This window comes from Rhizobium alarense (genome assembly GCF_021555155.1).
GTDB classification, from domain to species: Bacteria; Pseudomonadota; Alphaproteobacteria; order Rhizobiales; family Rhizobiaceae; genus Rhizobium_D; species Rhizobium_D alarense.
In genome coordinates this window covers 83388-105127 of record NZ_JAKGBU010000001.1, presented here as the reverse complement: position 1 = coordinate 105127, position 21740 = coordinate 83388, and the positions used below count along the sequence as shown (strand labels likewise).

Here is a 21740-nt window from a genome sequence, read left to right as displayed (position 1 = left end):
TGGTGAAGAGCCGGGCCGAACCGTCATAGGGCGTATGGGCGGGGATGGTCAAAACCTGGTGTCGTCCCGTTGCGGCCGATCTTGGAACTGGTCGGATATATCGCCCTTACCCTTCAGCTTCAACCGGAGCAGGGCCGGCAGGCTGCCGGAGGGTCGCTCCCGCCGCAGTGCGGCAAGTAGCGGACACGTCATCGTGGGTTGGCATCCGCCGAAACCAGCGTCGCCGAAACCAGCGTCGCCGGGATCAGACCGCGGAGGGAGTTGCCGAGATGGAAGGGACGTCCCTCGATGTCGGCGAGGCGCAGCTTTCCCACCCGAGCCTTTGACCGGCAGAGCAGGTCGGTCCTGAGCACGCCGGCGAGCAGGCCGCAGGAGAGCGGCGGCGTCCGGAGCTTGCCGGTGTCGTCTTCGACGAACAGGCTGGTGATCGTGCCCTCGCAGAGTTCGTCGCGCTCGTTGAGCAGGATGACCTCGTCCGCCATATCGCGCGAAAACTCGGCCCGTGCGGCCTCGTAGATCTCGCGGCGGCTGGTCTTGTGGCGCAGCAGTGCATCTGTGGACGAAAGGCGCAGCGCGGCGACGGCGACGCGCCAGACGGTTCCGGGCGACAGGGGCGAAAAGGGTGCGGTCGTCACCGCGATGTGCCCCTCCGGGAAAAGCTCGAGCCGGACGCGCAGCGGCTTGTCGCCGCCGACCGCGGCCAGCAGCGCCGCGCCGGCCCTTTCCGCCCCCGGCAGGCCGAGCACGCCGGCGGAAGCGGTGAGGCGGGCCAGGTGCAGCGGCAGGCGAAGGAAGCCGCTTTCCGGCTCCCACCGCAGCGTCTCGATCAGTGAAAGATCGCTCATGCGGCGATCTCCGCGTCGCCGACGGCGAAACGGGCCTTCAGCAGGCACTCTTCATATTCCGCCTCGGCCGTCGAATCAAAGACGATGCCGCCGCCGACATTGAAAACCGCCCTGCCGCCGGGAAAGAGCGACATCGTGCGGATCGCCACGTTGAACTGCATGGTGCCGTCCGGCGCGATCCAGCCGATGGCGCCGCAATAGGCGTCGCGCGGCCCCTCCTCGAGATCGTGCAGGATCTCCATCGCCCGCATCTTCGGCGCGCCGGTCACCGATCCGCACGGAAAGAGCGCCGCGAAGATGTCGCGGATCGTCGTGTCGGGCACGAGTTTCGCCCGGACGTGGCTTACCATCTGGTGCACCGTCGGATAGGTCTCGACGGCGAAGAGCTTCGGCACGTCGAGCGTGCCCACCGCGCTCACGCGCGAGATGTCGTTGCGCAGAAGGTCGACGATCATGCGGTTCTCGGCTTGCGACTTCGGGTCCGCCTGCATGGCGGCGATGATGGCGGTGTCCTCGGCTGCGCTCGCCCCGCGCGGCGCGGTACCCTTCATCGGATGCGTCTCGATCCAGCCGTCACCGTCGATGCGGAAGAAGAGTTCGGGAGAACGGGAAAGCAGCATCGGGCCGTCGAGCGCGACGAGCGCGCCGTACTTCACCGGCTGGCGCTCGATCAGCGACCAGAAGGCGGCGACCGGATCGCCGCTCCAGCGCGCCGTGATCGGCATGGTTAGGTTCGCCTGATAGCAGTCGCCCTGCCTGAGATGCCGGTGCAGCCGGTCGAAGCGCTGCCGGTAGGCCTCGAGGTTCCAGGCCGCGCGCGGCTCGGCGATGAAGGGCTCGTTCTCGACGCGCTGCCGCGGCGCGGCAAGGTCATGTCCCTCTGCCGGTGCCTTGAAGATGCCGAAGCTCATCAGCGGCGTTTCGCGATCCTCCCCGGCGAAAGGCGCAAGCTTCTCTTCGAAGAGATGGCCTGCCTCGTAGCTCATGAAGCCGGCGATCCAGTATCCTTCCGCATGCGCCGCCTGCAATTGCGCGAAGGCCGCCTCGAACCGGTCGCGGCTGCGGACGGTGACGACACGCAGGGGATCGGCGAAGACCGTCGTCCGGTCTTCGCGGTCGTCCCGGAAGAGCACGTAGGGTTCGGGCGCGGTCATGTCGGTCGTCCGGTTTCAGGCCGCCGTATCAAGCGCTTCGAGTTCGTCGATGAGCCCCTCGATCATCGACAATCCTTTGCTCCAGAACGACGGGTCCGTCGCGTCCAGGCCGAAGGGCTTCAGCAATTCGGAGTGATGCTTGGTGCCGCCGGCCTTCAGCATCTCGAAATACTTCTGCTGGAAGCCGTTTTCGGCCTGCTGGTAGACGGCGTAGAGCGAGTTCACCAGGCAGTCGCCGAAGGCATAGGCGTAGACGTAGAACGGCGAATGGATGAAGTGCGGGATATAGGCCCAGTAGGTCTCGTAGCCCTCGGAGATCCGAACCGCCGGGCCGAGGCTTTCGCCCTGCACGGACAGCCAGAGCTCGCCGATCTGCTCGGCGGTGAGTTCACCGTCCTTGCGGGCGGTGTGGAGCTTGCGCTCGAATTCGTAGAAGGCGATCTGGCGCACGACGGTGTTGATCATGTCCTCGACCTTCTGGGCGAGCATGGCCTTGCGCTCGCGCCTGCCCTTCGTCTTGTCGAGCAGACTGCGGAAGGTCAGCATCTCGCCGAAGACGGAGGCGGTTTCGGCGAGCGTCAGCGGCGTCGAGGCCATCAGCGCGCCCTGGCCGCCGGCGAGCACCTGGTGCACGCCGTGGCCGAGTTCGTGGGCGAGCGTCATCACGTCGCGCGGCTTGCCCATGTAGTTGACGAGCACATAGGGATGCGCCGAGGGAACGGTCGGATGGGCGAAGGCGCCGGGGGCCTTGCCGGGACGGACGGGCGCGTCGATCCAGCCGTCGTCGAAGAAGCGTCGGGCGATGGTCTCCATTTCAGGGTCGAACGTGCCATAGGCGGAAAGCACCGTGTCGCGCGCCTCGTCCCAGCCGATCAGCGTGTTGGAGGTTTCCGGCAGGGGTGCGTTGCGGTCCCAGAAATTGAGCTGTTCCATTCCGAGCCACTTGGCCTTCATGGCGTAATAGCGGTGGGACAGGCGCGGATAGGCGGCGCGCACGGCCGCCGCCAGCGCATCGACCACCTCGCGCTCGACGCGGTTTGCAAGATGCCGGCTGTCGGCGATGTCGCCGAAACCGCGCCAGCGGTCGGAAATCTCCTTGTCCTTGGCGAGCGTGTTGGTGATGAGCGAGAAGGTACGGATGTTCGCCCTGAAGGTCGCGGCGAGCGCTTCCGCCGCCTTCCTGCGCATCTCGCCGTCCGGATCCTGCAGCAGGTTCAGCGCCGCCTCCAGCGGCAGCTCCTCGCCGTCGACCGTGTAGCGCAGAGAGGCCATCGTCTCGTCGAACAGGCGGTTCCAGGCGGCGGCTCCCGTCATCGATTTTTCCAGGAAGAGCTGTTCCGTGCGGTCATCAAGCTGATGCGGCTTGTCCTTGCGCAGATCTTCGAGCCAGGGGCGGTAATGGCCGGCGCGCGTGTCCCTCGCAAGGCAGAGGTTGATGCGCGCATCGTCTATGCGGTTCAATTCCAAAGAGAAAAACAGAAGATGCGCGCTGATGTCGGTGATCTTCGACTGGACATCGCCGTAGAGCTTGCCATTGGCGGGGTCGGTGGTGTTGGAAAAGTAGGTGAGACCCGCGAAGGAGGCGATGCGGCCGAGCGTGTCTTCGAGCTTTTCGAACGCCTCCACGGCGGCGCCGATGCCCTCGTCACCGGTCAGGCCCGCGGCGGCATCGAGCTTGCCCTTCCACCTTGCCTCGAACGCGATTGCATCTGCCTCGGCCTTCTTGAGGTCTCCCAGAAATTCCGGCGAGCCGGCCGAGGGATAGAGATCGGAAAGCGTCCATTCCGGCAGGTCGCCGAGCCCCTCCTGCGCGGCGGCCGCTGCTTTCGGCGGCGCGTTCAATCGGGGCGTCTGGGAGGGGAAATTGGTCATCGGTTCGCTCTCGGTTCCGGTCTCTGCTCGGGGCGCCCTGCTTGCGACGCCAATGGTTAAAATGCAAGCCTTTCTCAAAACGGCATGTTCAACCCTTTCTGCCAAGGTCTCTTCTTGAGTTCAGTCCCCGTGAGCATGCATGAAGCATGTCTCAGGCAAGGAGGTTCCAGTGACGGCCCATATTCTTGTCATCGATGATGATCCTGTCCAGCGCAGGCTCTTGAAGAACATGATCGAGCGCAACGGTTACGTCGCGCATATGGCGGAAAACGGCCGAGCCGGCCTCGATGTGCTCGATCGCAAGGGCGGGCTGATCAATGTCATTCTGCTCGACCTGATGATGCCGGAGATGAACGGCACGGCCTTCCTCGAGGTGCTCGCCGAACGGGAGATCACCATTCCCGTCGTGGTGCAGACCGGACAGGGCGGCATCGAGACGGTCGTCATGGCCATGCGGGCCGGCGCCTTCGATTTCGTGGTCAAGCCGGTCTCGCCGGAACGGCTCTCTGTCGCGATCGGCAATGCGCTGAAGCTCGACCAGAAGGATGGTCGCGGACGTCATGGCCGCCGGCATCGCACCGAAGCCGTTCATTTCGACGACATCGTGTCCGCAAGCCCCGCCATGCTGCGGGTGATCGACCTGGCACGCCGCGCCGCACAGTCCAACATTCCGGTCGTGCTCGAAGGCGAGTCAGGTGTCGGCAAGGAGATGGTCGCCCGCGCCATCCAGGCGGCGAGCGACCGGGCCCACAAACCCTTCGTCACCGTCAATTGCGGCGCCATTCCGCACAACCTCGTCGAGAGCATCCTCTTCGGCCACGAGAAGGGCGCCTTCACCGGCGCCACGGAGCGGCATACGGGCAAGTTCATGGAAGCCGACGGCGGCACACTGTTCCTCGACGAGATCGGTGACCTGCCGCTCGATGTGCAGGTCAAGCTGCTGCGCGCCGTTCAGCAGGGCGAGATCGAGACGATCGGCGCCCGTTTCCCGCAGAAGGTCAACGTCCGCCTGATCTCGGCGACGAACCGGGATCTGATCAACGAGGTGAAGGAAGGCCGCTTCCGCGAAGACCTCTACTATCGCCTCAATGTTTTCCCCATCACCATCCCGGCGCTGCGCAAGCGCAAGGAGGACATTCCGGTCCTGGTGCGTTCCTTCGTCCAGCGCTTCGCCGGCGAGCAGAAGCTCGCGACGCCGCTCACCGTCTCGGCAGGTGCCCTGGCGCTCCTGACCGCCTATGACTGGCCGGGCAATATCCGCCAGCTCGAGAACGCCATCTTCCGTGCCGTGGTGCTCGCGCAAGGCGCGGAACTCGATGTTGCCGACTTCCCGCAGATCGCCACCCAGGTGTCCGGTTATGCCATCACCGACAACGGACAGGTGACCTGGGACATCGAGCAGGGGTCGGCGAACGACGACATGCCGTCGGACCTGCGCCTGCCACCGGTCTATCCGGACTTCAGCCGGTCGAGCGTCGCCGACGCCTCCGTGCCGTCGCTCGTCGAAGGGGCGATTGCCGGCATCGATCGCGGCGGACACGTCCGCAAGCTCGCCGATGTGGAAGAGGAGCTCATCCGTTTTGCCTTGAAATTTTATCATGGCCAGATGAGTCAGGTTGCACGGAAATTGGGCATTGGGCGCTCGACGCTCTACCGCAAGCTCAAGGACTATGGTATCGATCCGGAAAATCCGTTGAAGGAAGTTGCCTGATCGTCCGGCTTTTCAGGCTTCTTTCCCCGGCGGTTGCCGTTCATCCCTTGTTAGTGGACCATTCACTATAATTGGGGAGTCGCGGCAACTGTGGCGGATTTGCCATGCTGTTACCGCAATTCGCAGTCATCTGGGACAAAGGGACGCCTTTTGTCCGTCGGACGGGGATAGAATTGGCAGATTTTTTTGGATCGATACTGAACGCGGGCGCCCGTGTGCGTAAGCTGTTCAAGGGCGCAGCTTCGAGGGTTCCGCGTATCGGCCTGTCGCTCCTGTTGGCCGCCGCGCTCGCCACGCCCTCCATCGTCCCGTCATCCACGGAAGCCGCCGGCGGCACCCGCTCGCTGAAGCTCTTCTATATTCACACCAAGGAAAAGGCCGAGATCACCTTCAAGCGCAACGGGCGCTTCGATCAGAAGGGCCTGCAGCAGCTCAACCGCTTCCTGCGCGACTGGCGCCGCAACGAGCCGACCAAGATGGATCCGCGTCTCTTCGATCTCGTCTGGGAGGTCTATCAGAAGAGTGGCGCCAGGGGTTATATCCACGTCGTCTCCGCCTATCGCTCGCCGGCCACCAACTCGATGCTGCGGTCGCGCTCCAAGGGTGTCGCCAAGAAGAGTCAGCATATGCTTGGCAAGGCAATGGACTTCTACATTCCGGATGTGAAGCTTGCGGCGCTCCGGTCGATCGCCATGAAGTTCCAGGTCGGCGGCGTCGGATATTATCCGAAGTCCGGCGCGCCCTTCGTGCATCTCGACGTCGGCAGCGTGCGCGCCTGGCCGCGCATGAGCCGAAAGGAACTCGTCAGCCTGTTCCCGGACGGCAAGACGCTTCACCTGCCCTCCGATGGCAAGCCGCTACCCGGCTACGATCAGGCCGTTGCCGACTACAAGCGTCGCGTCGGTGCGGATTCCGTCGAGGTTGCCGGCGGCGGCTCTCCGGATACCGCAACCCGCAAGCGCAAGGGCAATTTCCTCGCGGCCCTCTTCGGACAGGGAGGCGACGAGGACGAGGAACCCAATGCAATCGCGAGCGCGGAGCCGATTGCGGAAGAGAAGCCGGTTGCGCGCAGCCGCGAAACCACCAAAGAACTGCCGGGCGTGACGACCGCCGAGGAGCCCGCCGCCAAAACGGAGCAGCAGACGGAAGTGGCCTTTACGGCGCCGGTTCCGCTCATCCGCCCGGCGTTCAAGGAGCAGAAGCAGGCCACCACGACGGAATTGGCGCTGGTGGCGCCGACGACGAACGGGGCTGCGGCTGCGCTTGAGGCCGCCTTGCCGGCAGAAGGAGAGAATCCGTCGACGGAGACGGCAAGCCTCGACGACATGAAGATCCCCGTTCCGGAAATGCTGGGGGATCGCTCGCAGCCGGGCGACGCGGAAAGCGAAATCATGACCGCCTCGGCCGGTCCGATGACGGACGAGGAGGGCTTTGACGCGGTGCCGATTCCCGACGCCCGGCCCGCGTTCGAGTCGGTGCTGGCGGCGGTGGCGGAAGCCGAGGTGCCGGTCGCGCAGACCGAGGCCGTCGCGGCCGTTGCGGATGCGGAACAGAGCGAAGGGCTCTCGGCAGCCGCTGCAACACGCGTCGCCCTCGCCGATCCGACGATCGATGAAGAGGAGGCGCGTCCTGTGACGCTCGCAGCCCTCGTGCCGGATACCGAGACGCGCCGCGCCGAGGACGCCTTCGCAAGCGCCTTCGACGCGGATGGCGGAGCGGAAAGCGGCCTGAAGGGCGGCCGCCCGAAGAAGAAGGATGCGGAGGCCGTCGCACGCGGCGCAATCCGCAGCGAACCGAAGCTGACGCAGCAGATCATCTCGAAATGGGCCCTGAGCCAGGGCCGCTTTGCAACGCAGTCCAAGCCTGTCAAAGCGCCGCGCTTTGTCAGCCGCACGCTGCGCGCCGCGCCGACCACGGTCTACAGCGCCGGCTTCGACGCCGGAGAGACAACGGTTGATCCGGGCCGCTTCAGCGGCTCCGCGGTCAACTTCATGGAAGTGCGGAAGTTCGCCCAGGTCAGCAACTGATCCTTGAGCGCCACGTCGGGCACGATTTGATTTAAGACCCCGCGGGCTTGCCTGCGGGGTTTGTCGTTCGTTGCAGCGGGCTGGAACAAGGAAGCCTGTCAAAGACGGATGCCGTCAGGGGAGGTGCAACTCGCGGCAGGCCGCGTCCGGGCCTATGTGCGGCGGCCGGCGAGTTTTTCGGCGAGGTCGCCCATTTCCTTCTGGGCACGGCGCTCGGAGGGATAGACGTCGAGGAAACGTTCCCAGGCCCTCAGCGCCAGTTCGTCTTCTCCGCTCGATGTCAGGATCGCCGCCAGGCCGGCAATCGCGCCGAAATGGCGTGGCTCCAGGATCAGCACCTGGTTGATGTCGGACATCGACTTGCGCAGGTTGCCCATCTTGTAGTGAAGCGTCGCGCGCCGGTTCCAGCCCTCGGGATAGTCCGGCGCGAGCCGAACCACTTCGTCGAGATAGTCCAGCGCCGCGCCGTTCTTGTCCTCAGCAACGGACTTGTCGGCCCACTGGATCAGCAAGTTGATCGTCGCACTGCCGGAATCCTGCCATTCCAGGCGGATGCGGTTGGAAATGTCCTCGGCCGCGTCGGCGTTCGTCTCGCGTTTCAGTTCGGCGAAAAGCGAATCGAGCCGCTCCGCCGATGTGGAGAGCGCCGTGGCGCTGTCCTGGGTGGCAGGCGTGGCCGCTTCCTGCGGCAGGGCAGGACTGGCTCCGGCGGAGACGGACAGGGGAATCAGAATCGTCCAGGCAAAAAAACGGCGCATGAGGCATGGTAGCCCGCACGCGCCGTTTTTCAAATCACTATCTCTCGATCCCTTGCGGGGATCGACAACAATCAGCCCTGGCGAGCCTTGAAGCGCGGGTTCTGCTTGTTGATGATGTAGATGCGGCCCTTGCGGCGCACGAGGCGGTTTTCGCGGTGGCGGGCCTTGAGCGACTTGAGCGAATTCTTGATCTTCATTTTTCTGATCCGCGATGCTTGAGGGCGAAGCGACCCGCCCGGATTATCCTCAATTAAAAACGCGCCGTTTCGGGCGCGCTCTCAGGTTGGCAGGCATGTACCCGTTCAGCCCCGCCCTGTCAACCGCGCAACCGGCTTTTGCACGGCGCTGCGCCTATTTTCGGCCGCGGAGAGGATCAGCAGAGACGCGTCACATGCCCCATCTTGCGCCCTGGCCTCGCCTCGACCTTACCGTAGAGATGGACGAGCACGTCCGGCTGCGACAGCCATGCGGGCACGTCAGTCATGTCGTCGCCGATCAGGTTCTGCATCACGCAGTCCGAATGGCGTCGTGCGTCGCCGAGCGGCAGCCCCGCAACGGCACGCATGTGCTGTTCGAACTGCGAGATGATGCAGGCGGCTTCCGTCCAGTGTCCGGAATTGTGGACGCGCGGCGCGATCTCGTTGACGACCAGCCCGCCGTCGGCCAGCACGAAGAACTCGACGCCGATGACGCCGACATAACCCAGATCGTCCAGCATGGCGCGCGCAGCTTTGCGCGCCCGGTCGGCCGTCGCCTCGGAAATCGCGGCAGGCACCGTCGAGGTATGGAGAATGCCGTCGCGGTGGACGTTCTCGGCGGGATCGTAACAGACGATCGTGCCGTCCTTGCCGCGGGCGGCGATGATGGAGATTTCGCGATCGAAGGGAACGAGGCTTTCAAGGATGAGGGGCACGCCGCCAAGTGCGGCGAACGCGCCGGCACGGTCTTCCGCCGGCGAGTGAAAAAGGCGCTGCCCCTTGCCGTCATAGCCCATCCGGCGTGTTTTCAGCACGCCGACGCCGCCGAAGGCATCGAGCGCGGCCTCGAGTTCCTGTTGGTCATCGACCGACAGGAAGCGAGCCGTATCGATGCTGCAGCCGTTGATGAACTGTTTTTCGGCGAGGCGGTCCTGCGAAACCTGCAGCGCCCGCGGCGGCGGGTAGACGGCGATGGAGCGCGCCAGCGCCTCGGCGGCCGAAACCGGAACGTTTTCGAATTCGTAGGTCACGACATCAGACGCTGCGGCGAGCGCGTCGAGCGCCGCCGGATCGTCGTAGGCGGCGACGATCTGCGCGTTGGCGACCTGTGCCGCCGGGCAGTCGGCCTGCGGTTCGAGAATGACGGTGCGCAGCCCCAGCCGGGCGCCTGCCATGGCCAGCATGCGGCCCAACTGGCCGCCGCCGATGATGCCGATCGTGCGGACCGTCATAGCGGCGCGTCCACCGGGTAGTCCGCGACCGCGCGGGCTTGATGATCCCGCCAGTCGTCGAGCCTGTGCGCAAGTTCCGGATCCGTCAGCGCGAGCACGGCGGCGGCGAGCAGCGCCGCGTTGACCGCGCCGGCGCGGCCGATCGCCAGCGTTCCGACTGGAATGCCGGCCGGCATCTGCACGATGGAAAGCAGGCTGTCCTGGCCGGAAAGCGCCTTCGACTGGACGGGCACGCCGAAGACCGGCAGCGGCGTCATCGCGGCGGTCATGCCCGGCAGGTGTGCCGCACCGCCGGCGCCGGCGATGATGACCTTGAAGCCCTCGGCGCGGGCGCCCTTGGCGAATTTGTAAAGCCGGTCCGGCGTGCGGTGCGCCGAGATGATGCGCGCCTCGTAGTCCACCCCGAGCGCGTCAAGCGTGTCGGCGGCGTTTTTCATCGTCTCCCAATCGGACTGGCTGCCCATGATGATGGCGATGGGGGGCGTCTCTGTCGTCACGTATCCGGATCCGTCTAGGCAATGATGTCGGGGATGATCTGGTCCTCGATCTTGGTCAACTTGTCCTTGATCGCCAGCTTCTTCTTCTTCATCCGCTGGATTCTGAGGGCTTCGCAGCCCGTCTGGATCATGGCGTTGATGGCGGCGTCATAGTCCTCGTGCTCCTGTCGCAGCCGAGCCAAAGCCAGCCTGAGTTCCGCCTGTTCCTGGTCTGCCATGCTATCAAGTCCCCGTCGTCATCGATGGCGGTTTACCGCCACTCGTTCGCAGCACGAACGCTGCTCCTATCACGAAAGTCGCGGTAACGGGAAGTTATCCTTGGCCACGAAATCGCCTTCGACAAATGAAAAATAGCATGGCACACTTTGTTTGTTACAACCTGGGTCATCCGGCGTGCAAGCGACCGTATGCAAACAAAAGGAAGGAACTGTCACATGACGATTGAGGCTCATCTTGCCACGCTTGAAAAGAAGCACTTCGCCCTTGAGGAGGAGTTGCACACGGCGATGAATCACCCTTCTTCTGAAGACCGGATCATCAACGACCTCAAGCGGCGGAAGTTGCGCATCAAGGACGAAATCGAAAGGCTTCGTTCCTCAACACATTGAGTTGTCACGGTAATTTCCAGATAAAAACGATGTAACAAGGGACGGAACACGAACAGGGAACGGTTGCAAGAGCGCGTTCCGGAGACGGAGGGGCCGGAAAACCGGCACATCATCTCAATCGTAATTTCGTCGAATTGACACGTCCCGGTCGCGCGGGGTGGCGCGCCCGGGACGCTGTGTCAGAACGGCACGCCCGCTCGCCAAACTCTCCGCTGACTCTTGATCAAAACGGCGTTTTCCGGACGTGGCCCGGGAGCCTCTTGCAGCGCGCCGGAACGTCAGGCCCAGAACTGGTCCAGCCAGAGATTGAGCCGGTTGAAGCCGGCATTGTTGATCGCGTAGATGCGGCTCGTACCCCTTGCCGTCACGCTCACCAGATTGCAATCGAGCAATGCCTTGAGATGCTGCGAGACGGCCGGGCGGCTGATCGGCAGGCCCTGCGACAGTTCGTTGACCGTCTTCGGAGCCCGGCGCAGTTCCTCGAGGAGAAAGCGGCGGTTCGGGTCGGCAATCGCAGCGAAGGGATCGGGGTGCGCCATGCGGGAAATCTATGGCAAAGCCGCGGGATCGGCAAGCGGTTTGTGCGTTGCACCATCGCGCGAACCCCTTGACTTCCCGGCGATTAGGCGAGTGCCGACAGTCCGTCATAGGCGAGCTTCAGGCCGGCGAGCAGGGCCATCGCATACATGAACGGGTAGAAGACCTCCGGACGCATGCGCTTGATGAGATAGCCGCCGACAGCCGTTGCGAGGATGGCAAGCGGCACGAGCGTCGCGGAGATCGAAAGATTCGTCGTGTCGAGCTGGCCGAGCGCGAAATAGGGTACGAGTTTCACGGCGTTCAGCGTTGCGAAGTAGCGCACCGCCGTGCCGGTGTAGTTGCGCGGATCGAGCTTCAGCGGCAGGGCGTAGACCTGGAAGGGCGCGCCGCCGGCATGGGCGACGAAGCTGCCGTAGCCGGCCAGCGTTCCGAAGAAGGCAGCGGGGACGAGCCGGTGCGGCTTTGCCGGGATGACGATACCCCGGCGGGTGCGCCACTGGTTGTAAAAATAGCGCGCCGCGAAGAGGATGGCGATGAGCCCGATGATGAGGCGCAGGGCGTCGCGCGGCACGTAGGCGGCCGTCGCCCAGCCGATGGCCACTCCGGCGAGGCCGCCGGGGAGCATCATCAGGAAGGTCCTCCGGTCGTGGTGGCGGCGCCAGATCCACAGGGAGACGACGTCACTGACGATGAGGATCGGCAGGAGGATGGCCGCCGCCTGGACCGGCGATACCGCCATGGCGAGGATCGGCACGCCCATCAGGGCGAGTGCCTCCCCCATGCCGCCTTTCGTCAGGCCGACGAGAAGCACGGCAGGGACGGCCGCATAGTAGATTGTCGGGTCGATGTTCATGGAGGGCGATTGATCCTGAGGCGCAACAGGTCTATCCGCTTTGCCTGGACATTGCGAGAGCGCTGCGCATCGTCCGCCGTGAAATCACAGGATGATGGACCGCCGATGCGTGAGATTGAAAACCGTTGCCGCCTCGTGCTGATCGCGCCGGAGGGCGACGATATCGATGCCCGTTCCCGTCTGCTCGAGGGCGCGTTGAGGGGCGGCGACGTCGCCTCGGTCATCCTGCCGCAATATGGCCTGAACGACAGCGACTTCCAGAAACATGCCGAGGCCCTTGTTCCGATCATCCAGAATGCGGGGGCGGCGGCGCTCCTTGCCGGCGACACGCGGGTCGCAGGACGGGCGAAGGCCGATGGCATCCATGTCACCGGCGGAGCCGACGTGCTTGCCGAAGCGGTGGAGAAGTTCACGCCCAAGCTCATCGTCGGCGGCGGCAACGCAACCGATCGGCACAAGGCGCTGGAGATCGGCGAGGCACAGCCGGACTACATCTTCTTCGGCAAAATCGGCGGCGACATCAAGCCGGACGCGCATCCGAAGAACCTGGCGCTCGGCGAGTGGTGGGCTTCTATGGTAGAGGTTCCCTGCATCGTCATGGGTGGCACGGACCCGCAGTCGGCGCTCGCCGTGGCGGAGACGGGTGCCGAGTTCGTCGCGCTTGCGCGCGCCGTGTTCGACGACGCCGGTCAGGCTCCGCATGTCGTTGCCTTCGTGAATGGCCTTCTTGACGAAAAAGCGCCACGGTTTGAGGATTTACCGAACGCATGACAAGGGGTTCGCGTCGCATGTGCCGTGTTGCCATCGGGCTCGTCGCCATGCTCGCTCTGGCGGGGGGCGGCGCGGTGGCGCAGGAGATTCCGGACCGGAAGCCCGCGGTGATCCCGGCCGATTCCAACGCGGCCGGAAGCTTCCTGCAGCAACCGGGCGCGGTCGGCGGCACGCTGGAGACGCCGCAGGCGGTCGACAAGGCCGGGCGAGTGATCGAGCCGGACGAGGAGGATGGCGCGGCGTCTGCGGGATCCAAGGCACCCGAAGAGGGGGCGACGGACGCCCTGGCCGGCAAGGACAAGAACGACACGGCCGGCGCGTCGCAGGGCATCAATGTGCTCGAGCGCATGGGTGCCGACCTGCCGGCCCTGCCGGCCGAAAAGCCCTTCGAGGGCAGGGTCGACGAGGCTTATGGCGCCTACCAGCGCGGCTTCTACCTGACGGCGATGGAGCTTGCCCTGCCGCGGGCGCAGCTCGGCGACGCGGCGGCACAGACGCTTGTCGCGGAAATCTTCGACCAGGGCCTCGGTGTCAAGCGCAACCGCAGGGATGCCGCCTTCTGGTACGGGCAGGCGGCACAGAACGGCGACCCCGCGGCAATGTTCAAATACGCGCTGTTGCTGATGGAGGGCTCGCTCGTGCCCCGTGACCGGCAGCGCGCGGACGAGCTGATGAAGAAGGCCGCCGACCTCGGCAATCCCTCCGCGCAGTTCAACTATGCGCAGGTGCTGGTCGCCAATTCGCCGGGCGAGAAGGGGTTGCGGGACGCGATGCCCTACTACGAGAAGTCCGCGGAGCAGGGCATTTCGGATGCGCAATACGCGCTGTCGCAGATTTACGCGAACCTCAAGGATCTGCCGAAAGCGAAGCGCGACCGGGCACGCGAATGGCTGCTGAGGGCCGCCCGCGCCGGCTACGACACCGCCCAGCTCGACCTCGCGATCTGGCTCATCAACGGCACGGGCGGCAAGCGCAGCTACGAGGATGGTTTCGGCTGGATGAAGCGCGCTGCCGAGCGCGGCAACGTGGTTGCCCAGAACCGCCTCTCCCACCTCTATATCAACGCGATCGGCACGCGGCCCGACCCGGTCGAGGCGGCGAAGTGGTTCGTGCTGTCGCGCCGGGCGGGCCTCAAGGATCCCGCGCTCGAGGACTTTTATCTCGGGCTGACGGACGAGGAGCAGAAGGCCGGCATCTCGGCCGCCAACAAGTTCCGCTCGTCGTGACGGCGCGGCGCGACCGCAGGCACCATCGCGCCGTCTTCCGAGCCGCCTCCGTCTCCGACACTTGAAAAACGGGGGGAATTGTGGTCTTGAAGCCGCAGTTTCGCCGGTGCTCCCTTCCGCGGCCCTGCGCAAGCCTCTCGTACACGGAAAAGTTTCATGAAAATCAGTGGCGGCGACATTCGCCCGGGTTCTGTCATCGAGCACAACGGCGGCCTTTGGGCGGCCGTGAAGTGCAACACCGTCAAGCCCGGCAAGGGTGGCGCCTTCAATCAGGTCGAACTCAAGAACCTGATCGACGGGACGAAGCTCAACGAGCGTTTCCGCACCTCCGAGACGGTCGAGAAGGTCGATCTGGAGAAGAAGGACTTCCAGTTCCTCTACGAACAGGGCGACGGGCTCGTCTTCATGAACCTGGACAGCTACGAGCAGCTCGAACTGCCGAAGGAATTCGTCGGCGACCGCGCCGCCTTCCTCCAGGACGGCATGATGGTGACGGTTCAGCTCTATGACGAGAAGCCGATCGGTATCGCGCTGCCGGACCAGGTGGTGCTCGCCGTTGCCGAGGCGGACCCCGTCGTCAGGGGGCAGACGGCGGCCTCTTCCTACAAGCCCGCCGTGCTCGAGAACGGCGTGCGCGTGCTGGTGCCGCCCTTCATCGAAGCCGGCGAGCGCGTGCTCGTCGACACCAACGAAATCGCCTATCTCCGCCGCGCCGACTGATCCGCGGTTCCCCGGCGACGCGGGCGCCCTGCGCCCCCGCCGGACAAGTCAAAGGAATGCCTCATGGCCCGCTCAGCTCTTCTCAACGTCATGGTCCAGGCCGCCTTCAAGGCCGGCAAGTCGCTCGCCCGCGATTTCGGCGAGGTCCAGAACCTCCAGGTCTCGCTCAAGGGGCCGGCGGACTACGTCTCCCAGGCTGACCGCAAGGCTGAGAAGATCATCCGCGAGGATCTCCTGAAGGCCCGCCCGACCTATGGCTTCCTTGGCGAAGAGGGTGAGGAGATCAAGGGCACGGACGGCGCACATCGCTGGATCGTCGACCCGCTCGACGGCACGACGAACTTCCTGCATGGCATTCCCTGCTTCGCGATCTCGATCGCGCTCGAGCGTAACGGCGAGATCGTCGCGGCCGTCGTGCTCAACCCGGCGACCGACGAGCTCTACACGGCCGAACGGGGCGGCGGCGCCTTCCTCAACGATCGCCGGTTGCGTGTCGGGGCGCGCAAGGTGCTGTCGGATGCGGTCGTCGGATGCGGCGTGCCGCATCTCGGCCGCGGCAATCACGGCAAGTTTCTGATCGAACTGCGCCATGTCATGGGCGAGGTCGCCGGCATCCGCCGCTTCGGCGCCGCGTCGCTCGATCTCGCCTCGGTTGCGGCCGGCCGTTTCGACGGATTCTGGGAACGCGACCTGTCGGCCTGGGACATCGCGGCCGGCATTCTGCTGATCCGTGAGGCGGGCGGTTTCGTCACCGATCTCGATGGCGGCAGCGCGATGCTCGACAACGGCACGCTCGTCGCCGGCAACGAGTACATCCACAAGGCGCTCACCGAGGTCGTGCACCGGCCGGTCCCGACACGGTGACGCGCTTCGTCGCGTGCGGGGTGGCAACGCCGGCACAAGGCCGCTCACCCCTTCAATTCGGCGCAATCTTCCTCTAGTCTCCGGCCGTGACTCACGCAGGAGATCGCGAAGCGATGGCGAAATTGGCATTGTCGGGCTGGGGCGGGTCTTCCGAGACTGGGGACGACTATCCGCACAAGCTGTCCAGCCCCATGGCCTTCTTCTGGACGATGGTCATCTTCCTGATCATCGTCGGATTCGTCGCCGCGATCCTGTTTCGTCAGGCGCAGACCGCCTTCCTCAGCAATCCCGGACTGAATGGCCTCATTCTCGGTGTTCTCCTGATCGGCGTGCTGCTTGTCTTCAGCCACGTCCTGTCGCTCCGGCCCGAGGTGCGCTGGTTCAATTCGTTCCGCGCCGCGGGGAGTGCCGAGAAGGTCGGGCGCGATCCGGTGCTGCTGGCGCCGATGCGCGCCCTGATCGGGCGGCGCCATTCCATGGCGATCTCCACCACGGCGCTTCGCTCGATCCTCGATTCGATCGCGACCCGCCTCGACGAATCCCGCGACACGTCGCGCTATCTCATCGGCCTTCTGGTGTTCCTCGGCCTGCTCGGCACCTTCTGGGGTCTTCTCGGCACGATCGGCTCGATCAATACGGTCATCCAGTCGCTCGATGCCGGCACCGGCACGGCCGCCGACGTGCTCGCCGCCTTGAAGGAGGGGCTTTCTGCACCGCTGGACGGCATGGGCACGGCCTTCTCGACATCGCTGTTCGGCCTTTCCGGTTCGCTCATCCTCGGCTTCCTTGATCTCCAGGCGGGCCGGGCACAGAACCGATTCTACACGGAGCTCGAGAACTGGCTTTCTTCCGTCACCGACGTCGGCTCGGAGGTGGCCAATGTCGCCGCTGCACCGGCATCCCGGTCGGCGGACGAACTGCGCGAGCTCGCCGAGCAGATCGTGAAGGTCTCGCAGGAGGGCGGCGGCCACAACCGGACGACCGCCGCGATGGCGAGCCTGGCGGAAGGCATACAAGGGCTCGTCAAGAACATGCGCAGCGAGCAGCAGATGCTGCGGGACTGGATCGAGGCCCAGCAGGAGGAGGCGAAGGCCCTCCGCCGCACGCTCGACAGGCTTGCGGCCCGCAGCGGCGACAAGCACGTCGAGCGGGTCATCGAAAAGGTGCATGACAAGGCCGGGGAATAAGTGAATGGCGCTTGCTCGCAACCGGCGCCGGGAACGCGGCGTCGACTATTGGCCGGGCTTCGTGGACGCGCTGTCGACGCTGCTGCTCGCCATCATGTTCCTGCTCTGCGTCTTCGTGCTGGCACAGTTCTTCCTCAGCCGCGAAATCTCCGGCAAGGACGAGGTGCTGAACCGGCTGACAAGCCAGATCAACGAACTGACGCAACTGCTTGCGCTGGAAAAGAGCGGCAAACAGGACCTCGAGGACGCACTCGCCAACCTGCAGGCGTCGCTCGCCGATTCGGAAGGCGAGCGGTCGCGGCTCCAGCAGCTGCTCGATCGCGGGTCTGGAACCTCCGCTGCGGCGACGGAGCGGATTTCGACACTGAGCAAGTCGCTCGACGAGGAACAGCAGGTCAGTGCCCGGGCGATGAGCCAGATCGAGCTGCTGAACCAGCAGATCGCCGCCCTGCGCAGCCAGATTGCCGCCGTCGAGGAGGCGCTGCAGGCGTCGGAAGCCAAGGACGATGCATCGCAGGCGAAGATCGCCGACCTCGGGCGCCGGCTGAATGTCGCGCTGGCGCAGCGCGTGCAGGAACTGAACCGCTACCGGTCCGACTTCTTCGGCCGGCTGCGCGAGATCCTTTCGGACCGTGAGAATATCCGCATCGTCGGCGACCGCTTCGTCTTCCAGTCGGAGGTGCTTTTCCCGTCCGGCGGCGACCAGTTGAACGAGGCGGGGCAGACGGAGATGACGAAACTCGCCACCGCGCTGCTCGACCTCGCCCGCGAGATCCCACCGGAGATCAACTGGGTGCTGCGGGTCGACGGCCATACGGACAACGTGCCGCTCTCCGGTGCCGGCCGCTACGCCGACAACTGGGAACTGTCGTCGGCGCGCGCCACCTCGGTGGTCAAGTTCCTGATCTCGAAGGGTGTTCCGGCGAACCGCCTCGTCGCGGCTGGCTTCGGCGAGTTCCAGCCGATCGCCGAGGGCGAGAGCCCGGAGGCACGTTCGACCAATCGCCGGATCGAACTCAAGCTGACCGAGCGCTGATCGCGGCGAAAAGCACGAAGGCCCGCCGCATGCCGATGGCAGGGCGGGCCCGGAAGACAAGCTCGAATGGATAGCCGGTCTTGCTGGCGGAGGCGGGCGCCGTCAGGCGCTCGCCTTCGTCTCGTCGACAACCGTTGCTTCCGGCGCGTTCTTCTTAATCGACTCGATCGCGCTCATGGCCGAGGCCTTCGCCTTGTATCCCTCGGACGAGAACATCGTCTCGCCGTTGGACGCCTTGAAGCGGAAGCGGAACTCGCCGGCCTTGTCCTTGTAGACTTCGAACTTGTACATGCGTTTCTCCCTCGAATCGCTGGGCTGTCTCTTGCAGGGCAAGTCTAGCGCGAAAAATCCGCTTCAATCCATTTGTATATTCGCGTCGCGCACAACCGGCGTCCATTTGTCGAGTTCCGCCTTGACGTGGCTGGCGCGCTCCTCGAACGTCGATCCTATGATTTCCGCGCTGAATTCCTGTGGCCGGAGGACGAAGGAAGGTTGTCGAACATGATCGGCACCTGATTGCCGACCACGCCGTTCTGGGCCGGGCCGGACCCCTTGTTGGGAATATGCTGCATGCCGACGAATTCCTCGCCGGTCTTTACCGGCAGTTCCGGGTTTACCACGAGCCCGTTCGGGACGACCACCAGAAGCGAGATCGGTGCAAAATCGGCAATCGGGTCGTAGGGCTTCGTTTTCAGGATGAGCGGGTTCCGCCCGGGCGAGAAATGCCGCCGGCGCCAGCGACATTCTCGACGATCAGCTGCCGGCCGGGTTCTTCGGACATCCTCTGCGCGATTTGAGCGTCGGGAAAGGGAAAAAGCACCACGTATCGGCTCGGCGTCGCAATTCCGCGTTGCTCTTACGCGAACGTAAGCGTAATTTTACGGGGCGACTGGCTTGGGAGGGCATTCATGGATTGCGACGTGCTGGTGATCGGCGCCGGGCTGGCGGGTTTGGTTGCCGCGGCGGAGGCGGCGGAGCGTGGCCTGCGGGTGATCGTGCTCGATCAGGAAGGCGAACAGAACCTCGGCGGACAGGCCTTCTGGTCGCTTGGCGGCCTGTTCTTCGTGGACAGCCCCGAGCAGCGGCGCATGCGCATCCGCGACAGTATCGACCTTGCGCGTCAGGACTGGTTCGGCTCCGCCGGGTTCGATCGTCCGGAGGATCACTGGCCGCGACTGTGGGCGGACGCCTATCTCGATTTCGCCGTGGGTGAAAAGCGTGCCTGGCTGCATGCACAGGGCATGCGGTGGTTTCCGGTCGTCGGATGGGCCGAGCGCGGCGGCGGTCTCGCCTCCGGCCACGGCAATTCCGTGCCGCGCTTCCACGTCACCTGGGGAACGGGACCGGGCGTGCTTGCCCCCTTTCTGCGCCGGGTGAAGGACGCCGCCGCGAGAGGCGGTCTGTCCTTCCGCTTCCGCCACCAGGTCGACCGGCTGGTGACGGCAAACGGCGCGGTCACCGGGGCGGAGGGCTCGGTCCTCGCGACCGATCCCGTGGCCCGCGGCCAGCGGAGTTCGCGCGCGGTTGTCGGGACCTTCTCGATAGCCGCAGGCGCGGTGATCGTCGCGTCCGGCGGCATCGGCGGCGATCAGGAGCTCGTCCGGCAGAATTGGCCGGTCGATCGATTGGGCCCGCCGCCGTCCGTGATGGTCAGCGGCGTGCCGCACCATGTCGACGGCCGGATGCTTGCGATTGCCCGGGAGGCCGGCGGCGCCGTCATAAACGGCGACCGGATGTGGCACTATACCGAGGGCCTGCGCAACTGGGATCCGATCTGGCCGAACCACGGCATCCGCATCCTGCCCGGGCCGTCGTCGCTCTGGTTCGATGCCGACGGCAACCGTTTCCCGGCGCCCGCCATGCCGGGCTTCGACACGCTCGGCACGCTGAAGGCGATCAAGGCGTCGGGGCACGATTACAGCTGGTTCATCCTGACGAAGGCGATCATCAAGAAGGAATTTGCGCTGTCGGGCTCGGAGCAGAACCCGGACCTGACCGGCAAGGACATTCGGCTTCTGCTCAGGCGACTTGGCCGCAACCCGCCGGCGCCCGTGCTGGCTTTCATGGACAAGGGCGAGGATTTCGTCGTCCGCGACAGGCTGGAGGATCTCGTGGCGGCGATGAATGCGCTGACGGGCGAGAACCGCCTGGACGCGGCTCATATCCGCGCCCAGGTCGAGGCGCGAGACCGGGCGATCGAAAATCCGTTCTCGAAGGACGTCCAGGTGACCGCTATCCGCGGCGCGCGCAACTATCTCGGCGACAGGCTGATGCGAACCGCCCGGCCGCACCGCATCCTCGACCCGAAAGCCGGGCCGCTGATTGCCGTGCGCCTCAACCTGTTGACGCGCAAGACGCTCGGCGGCCTCCAGACGGATCTGTCAAGCCGGGTGCTGCAGGCGTCGGGGGAACCGGTGTCGGGCCTTTATGCGGCCGGCGAGGTCGCGGGTTTCGGCGGTGGCGGCGTGCACGGCTACAACGCGCTCGAAGGTACCTTCCTCGGCGGTTGTCTGTTTTCGGGCCGTATTGCCGGGCGGGGCGTCGGCGTCTGAGCGGCGGGTCAGTTGATCTGGCGTGGGGCGACCGCTTCGTCGGACCCATAGTCGAATTGCAGCCGTGCCAGTTTGGCATAGAGACCACCCAGGCGGACGAGGCTTTGGTGGTTGCCTTCCTCGACGATGCGGCCGTGTTCCATCACTAGGATCCGGTCGGCCTTGAGAACCGTCGCGAGCCGGTGGGCGATGACGATCGTGGTTCGCTCGCCCATCAGCTGGTCGAGCGCGGCCTGGACAAGCGTTTCACTTTCCGCGTCGAGGGCGGAGGTGGCTTCGTCGAGCAGCAGCAGCGGCGCGTCCTTCAGGATCGCCCGGGCAATCGCAATGCGTTGCCGCTGGCCGCCCGACAGCGTGACGCCGCGCTCGCCGACCATCGTGTCGAACCCCTTGTCGAGCCGGCCGATGAACTCGTCTGCCTGGGCAGCCTTCGCTGCGGCGAGAATCTCTTCCGTCGAGGCGCCGGGCATGCCGAAGGCGATGTTGTCGCGCACGGTCGCGGCGAAGATCGTCACGTCCTGCGGCACCAGGGCGATGCGGCGGCGGACCGCCTCGGGATCGGCACTGCGGATGTCGACGCCATCCAGCGAGACGGCGCCGGACTGCGGGTCGTAGAAGCGCAGGATGAGCGAGAGGATGGTGCTCTTGCCGGCGCCCGACGGGCCGACGACCGCCACGGTCTCGCCCTGCCGGATGTGGAAGCTCAAGCCGTTGACGCTGCGATATCCGGGCCGCGACGGATAGGAGAAGTGCACGTCGTCGAACGTCACCTCGCCGCGCGCCGGGGAGGGGAGGGAGACGGGATGGGCCGGTGCCTGGATTCCGGGTTCTTCCTCGAGCAGTTCGGCGAGCCGCTCGGCCGCTCCGGCCGCCTGCGAGAGCTCGCCCCACACTTCCGAAAGTGCCCCGAGGCTGCCGGCGGCGAACACGGCATAGAGCAGGAACTGGCCGAGCGTACCGGCAGACAGCGTGCCTGAGAGCACATCCTGCGCACCGAACCAGAGCACGGCCACGACGCTGCCGAAGATCATTGCAATCGCAAAGGCGGTCAGCAGCGAGCGGGCCCGGATCGCGGCGCGGGCCGCCGCAT

Annotated in this window: 22 protein-coding genes and 1 pseudogene; 10 read left to right on the top strand and 13 right to left on the bottom strand. The window is 65.3% G+C overall.

Annotated elements, in window-relative coordinates:
- Window positions 1–188: 188 nt before the first annotated feature.
- The 3 genes from LXM94_RS00560 to LXM94_RS00550 are packed head-to-tail and all read right to left on the bottom strand — an operon-like array spanning window position 189 to window position 3871.
- Window positions 189–845, bottom strand: coding sequence for an aminotransferase class IV family protein (locus LXM94_RS00560; RefSeq protein ID WP_235769192.1), 657 nt, complete (start codon window positions 843–845; stop codon window positions 189–191).
- Window positions 842–1999, bottom strand: coding sequence for an aminodeoxychorismate synthase component I (locus LXM94_RS00555; protein ID WP_235769191.1), 1158 nt, complete (start codon window positions 1997–1999; stop codon window positions 842–844). Before LXM94_RS00555 ends, LXM94_RS00560 begins: the two co-directional genes overlap by 4 nt.
- 15 nt (window positions 2000–2014) lie before the next feature.
- Entirely contained in the window at window positions 2015–3871 is a 1857-nt protein-coding gene (locus tag LXM94_RS00550; protein WP_235769190.1) for a M3 family oligoendopeptidase, read from the bottom strand.
- A gap of 169 nt (window positions 3872–4040) precedes the next feature.
- On the opposite strand from LXM94_RS00550, the gene LXM94_RS00545 reads away from it, so the two are divergent.
- Window positions 4041–5582 (top strand): sigma-54-dependent transcriptional regulator, encoded by a 1542-nt coding sequence (locus tag LXM94_RS00545; RefSeq protein ID WP_235769189.1) that lies wholly within the window; start codon window positions 4041–4043, stop codon window positions 5580–5582.
- 173 nt (window positions 5583–5755) lie between these two features.
- A complete protein-coding gene (locus tag LXM94_RS00540; protein WP_408015568.1) occupies window positions 5756–7609 on the top strand; it encodes a DUF882 domain-containing protein in 1854 nt (617 codons plus the stop codon).
- Window positions 7610–7761: 152 nt separating this feature from the next.
- Here the strand turns inward: LXM94_RS00540 and LXM94_RS00535 are convergent, their stop codons facing one another.
- From LXM94_RS00535 to LXM94_RS00515, 5 genes are all read right to left on the bottom strand, one after another.
- Complete coding sequence (locus tag LXM94_RS00535; protein ID WP_235769187.1) at window positions 7762–8367, bottom strand: tetratricopeptide repeat protein; 606 nt, start codon at window positions 8365–8367, stop codon at window positions 7762–7764.
- Window positions 8368–8438: 71 nt separating this feature from the next.
- Window positions 8439–8564 (bottom strand): type B 50S ribosomal protein L36, encoded by a 126-nt coding sequence (ykgO, locus tag LXM94_RS00530; protein WP_024271182.1) that lies wholly within the window; start codon window positions 8562–8564, stop codon window positions 8439–8441.
- Between the two features lie 176 nt (window positions 8565–8740).
- On the bottom strand, window positions 8741–9796 hold the full coding sequence (locus LXM94_RS00525) for a 5-(carboxyamino)imidazole ribonucleotide synthase (RefSeq protein WP_235769186.1): 1056 nt from the start codon (window positions 9794–9796) through the stop codon (window positions 8741–8743).
- Complete coding sequence (gene purE / locus LXM94_RS00520) at window positions 9793–10260, bottom strand: 5-(carboxyamino)imidazole ribonucleotide mutase (RefSeq protein ID WP_235769217.1); 468 nt, start codon at window positions 10258–10260, stop codon at window positions 9793–9795. The genes LXM94_RS00525 and purE overlap by 4 nt, the downstream gene beginning before the upstream one ends.
- A 47-nt stretch (window positions 10261–10307) precedes the next feature.
- Window positions 10308–10511: a YdcH family protein gene (locus LXM94_RS00515; RefSeq protein ID WP_235769185.1), complete on the bottom strand. Its 204-nt coding sequence runs from the start codon at window positions 10509–10511 to the stop codon at window positions 10308–10310.
- A gap of 216 nt (window positions 10512–10727) precedes the next feature.
- On the opposite strand from LXM94_RS00515, the gene LXM94_RS00510 reads away from it, so the two are divergent.
- The gene (locus LXM94_RS00510) at window positions 10728–10901 is read left to right on the top strand and encodes a YdcH family protein (RefSeq protein WP_235769184.1); all 174 of its coding nucleotides are present in this window, start codon (window positions 10728–10730) and stop codon (window positions 10899–10901) included.
- A gap of 278 nt (window positions 10902–11179) precedes the next feature.
- Here the strand turns inward: LXM94_RS00510 and LXM94_RS00505 are convergent, their stop codons facing one another.
- The gene (locus tag LXM94_RS00505) at window positions 11180–11440 is read right to left on the bottom strand and encodes an ArsR/SmtB family transcription factor (protein WP_235769183.1); all 261 of its coding nucleotides are present in this window, start codon (window positions 11438–11440) and stop codon (window positions 11180–11182) included.
- An 83-nt stretch (window positions 11441–11523) separates the two neighbouring features.
- The gene (locus LXM94_RS00500; RefSeq protein ID WP_235769182.1) at window positions 11524–12294 is read right to left on the bottom strand and encodes a sulfite exporter TauE/SafE family protein; all 771 of its coding nucleotides are present in this window, start codon (window positions 12292–12294) and stop codon (window positions 11524–11526) included.
- 105 nt (window positions 12295–12399) lie between these two features.
- On the opposite strand from LXM94_RS00500, the gene LXM94_RS00495 reads away from it, so the two are divergent.
- From LXM94_RS00495 to LXM94_RS00470, 6 genes are all read left to right on the top strand, one after another.
- On the top strand, window positions 12400–13065 hold the full coding sequence (locus LXM94_RS00495; RefSeq protein WP_235769181.1) for a thiamine phosphate synthase: 666 nt from the start codon (window positions 12400–12402) through the stop codon (window positions 13063–13065).
- A gap of 17 nt (window positions 13066–13082) precedes the next feature.
- Window positions 13083–14291: a tetratricopeptide repeat protein gene (locus LXM94_RS00490; RefSeq protein ID WP_235769180.1), complete on the top strand. Its 1209-nt coding sequence runs from the start codon at window positions 13083–13085 to the stop codon at window positions 14289–14291.
- Between the two features lie 156 nt (window positions 14292–14447).
- A complete protein-coding gene (efp, locus tag LXM94_RS00485; RefSeq protein ID WP_235769179.1) occupies window positions 14448–15011 on the top strand; it encodes an elongation factor P in 564 nt (187 codons plus the stop codon).
- 63 nt (window positions 15012–15074) lie between these two features.
- Window positions 15075–15875: an inositol monophosphatase family protein gene (locus LXM94_RS00480; RefSeq protein ID WP_235769178.1), complete on the top strand. Its 801-nt coding sequence runs from the start codon at window positions 15075–15077 to the stop codon at window positions 15873–15875.
- 113 nt (window positions 15876–15988) lie between these two features.
- Window positions 15989–17062, top strand: a complete 1074-nt coding sequence (locus LXM94_RS00475) for a MotA/TolQ/ExbB proton channel family protein (protein WP_235769177.1) — start codon at window positions 15989–15991, stop codon at window positions 17060–17062.
- 4 nt (window positions 17063–17066) lie between these two features.
- On the top strand, window positions 17067–18098 hold the full coding sequence (locus tag LXM94_RS00470) for a peptidoglycan -binding protein (RefSeq protein WP_235769176.1): 1032 nt from the start codon (window positions 17067–17069) through the stop codon (window positions 18096–18098).
- A gap of 102 nt (window positions 18099–18200) precedes the next feature.
- On the opposite strand, the gene LXM94_RS00465 is transcribed toward LXM94_RS00470, so the two are convergent.
- Both LXM94_RS00465 and LXM94_RS00460 read right to left on the bottom strand, forming a co-directional pair.
- The gene (locus tag LXM94_RS00465) at window positions 18201–18389 is read right to left on the bottom strand and encodes a YegP family protein (protein ID WP_235769175.1); all 189 of its coding nucleotides are present in this window, start codon (window positions 18387–18389) and stop codon (window positions 18201–18203) included.
- A gap of 63 nt (window positions 18390–18452) precedes the next feature.
- A pseudogene (locus LXM94_RS00460) lies at window positions 18453–18891 on the bottom strand (hypothetical protein); the annotation flags it as partial.
- Between the two features lie 115 nt (window positions 18892–19006).
- Between LXM94_RS00460 and LXM94_RS00455 the strand changes: the two are divergent.
- The gene (locus tag LXM94_RS00455) at window positions 19007–20650 is read left to right on the top strand and encodes an FAD-binding dehydrogenase (protein WP_235769174.1); all 1644 of its coding nucleotides are present in this window, start codon (window positions 19007–19009) and stop codon (window positions 20648–20650) included.
- Window positions 20651–20658: 8 nt separating this feature from the next.
- Here LXM94_RS00455 and LXM94_RS00450 read toward each other — a convergent pair.
- The coding region (locus tag LXM94_RS00450) for an ATP-binding cassette domain-containing protein (protein ID WP_235769173.1) at window positions 20659–21740 on the bottom strand (1082 nt) is incomplete at its 5' end.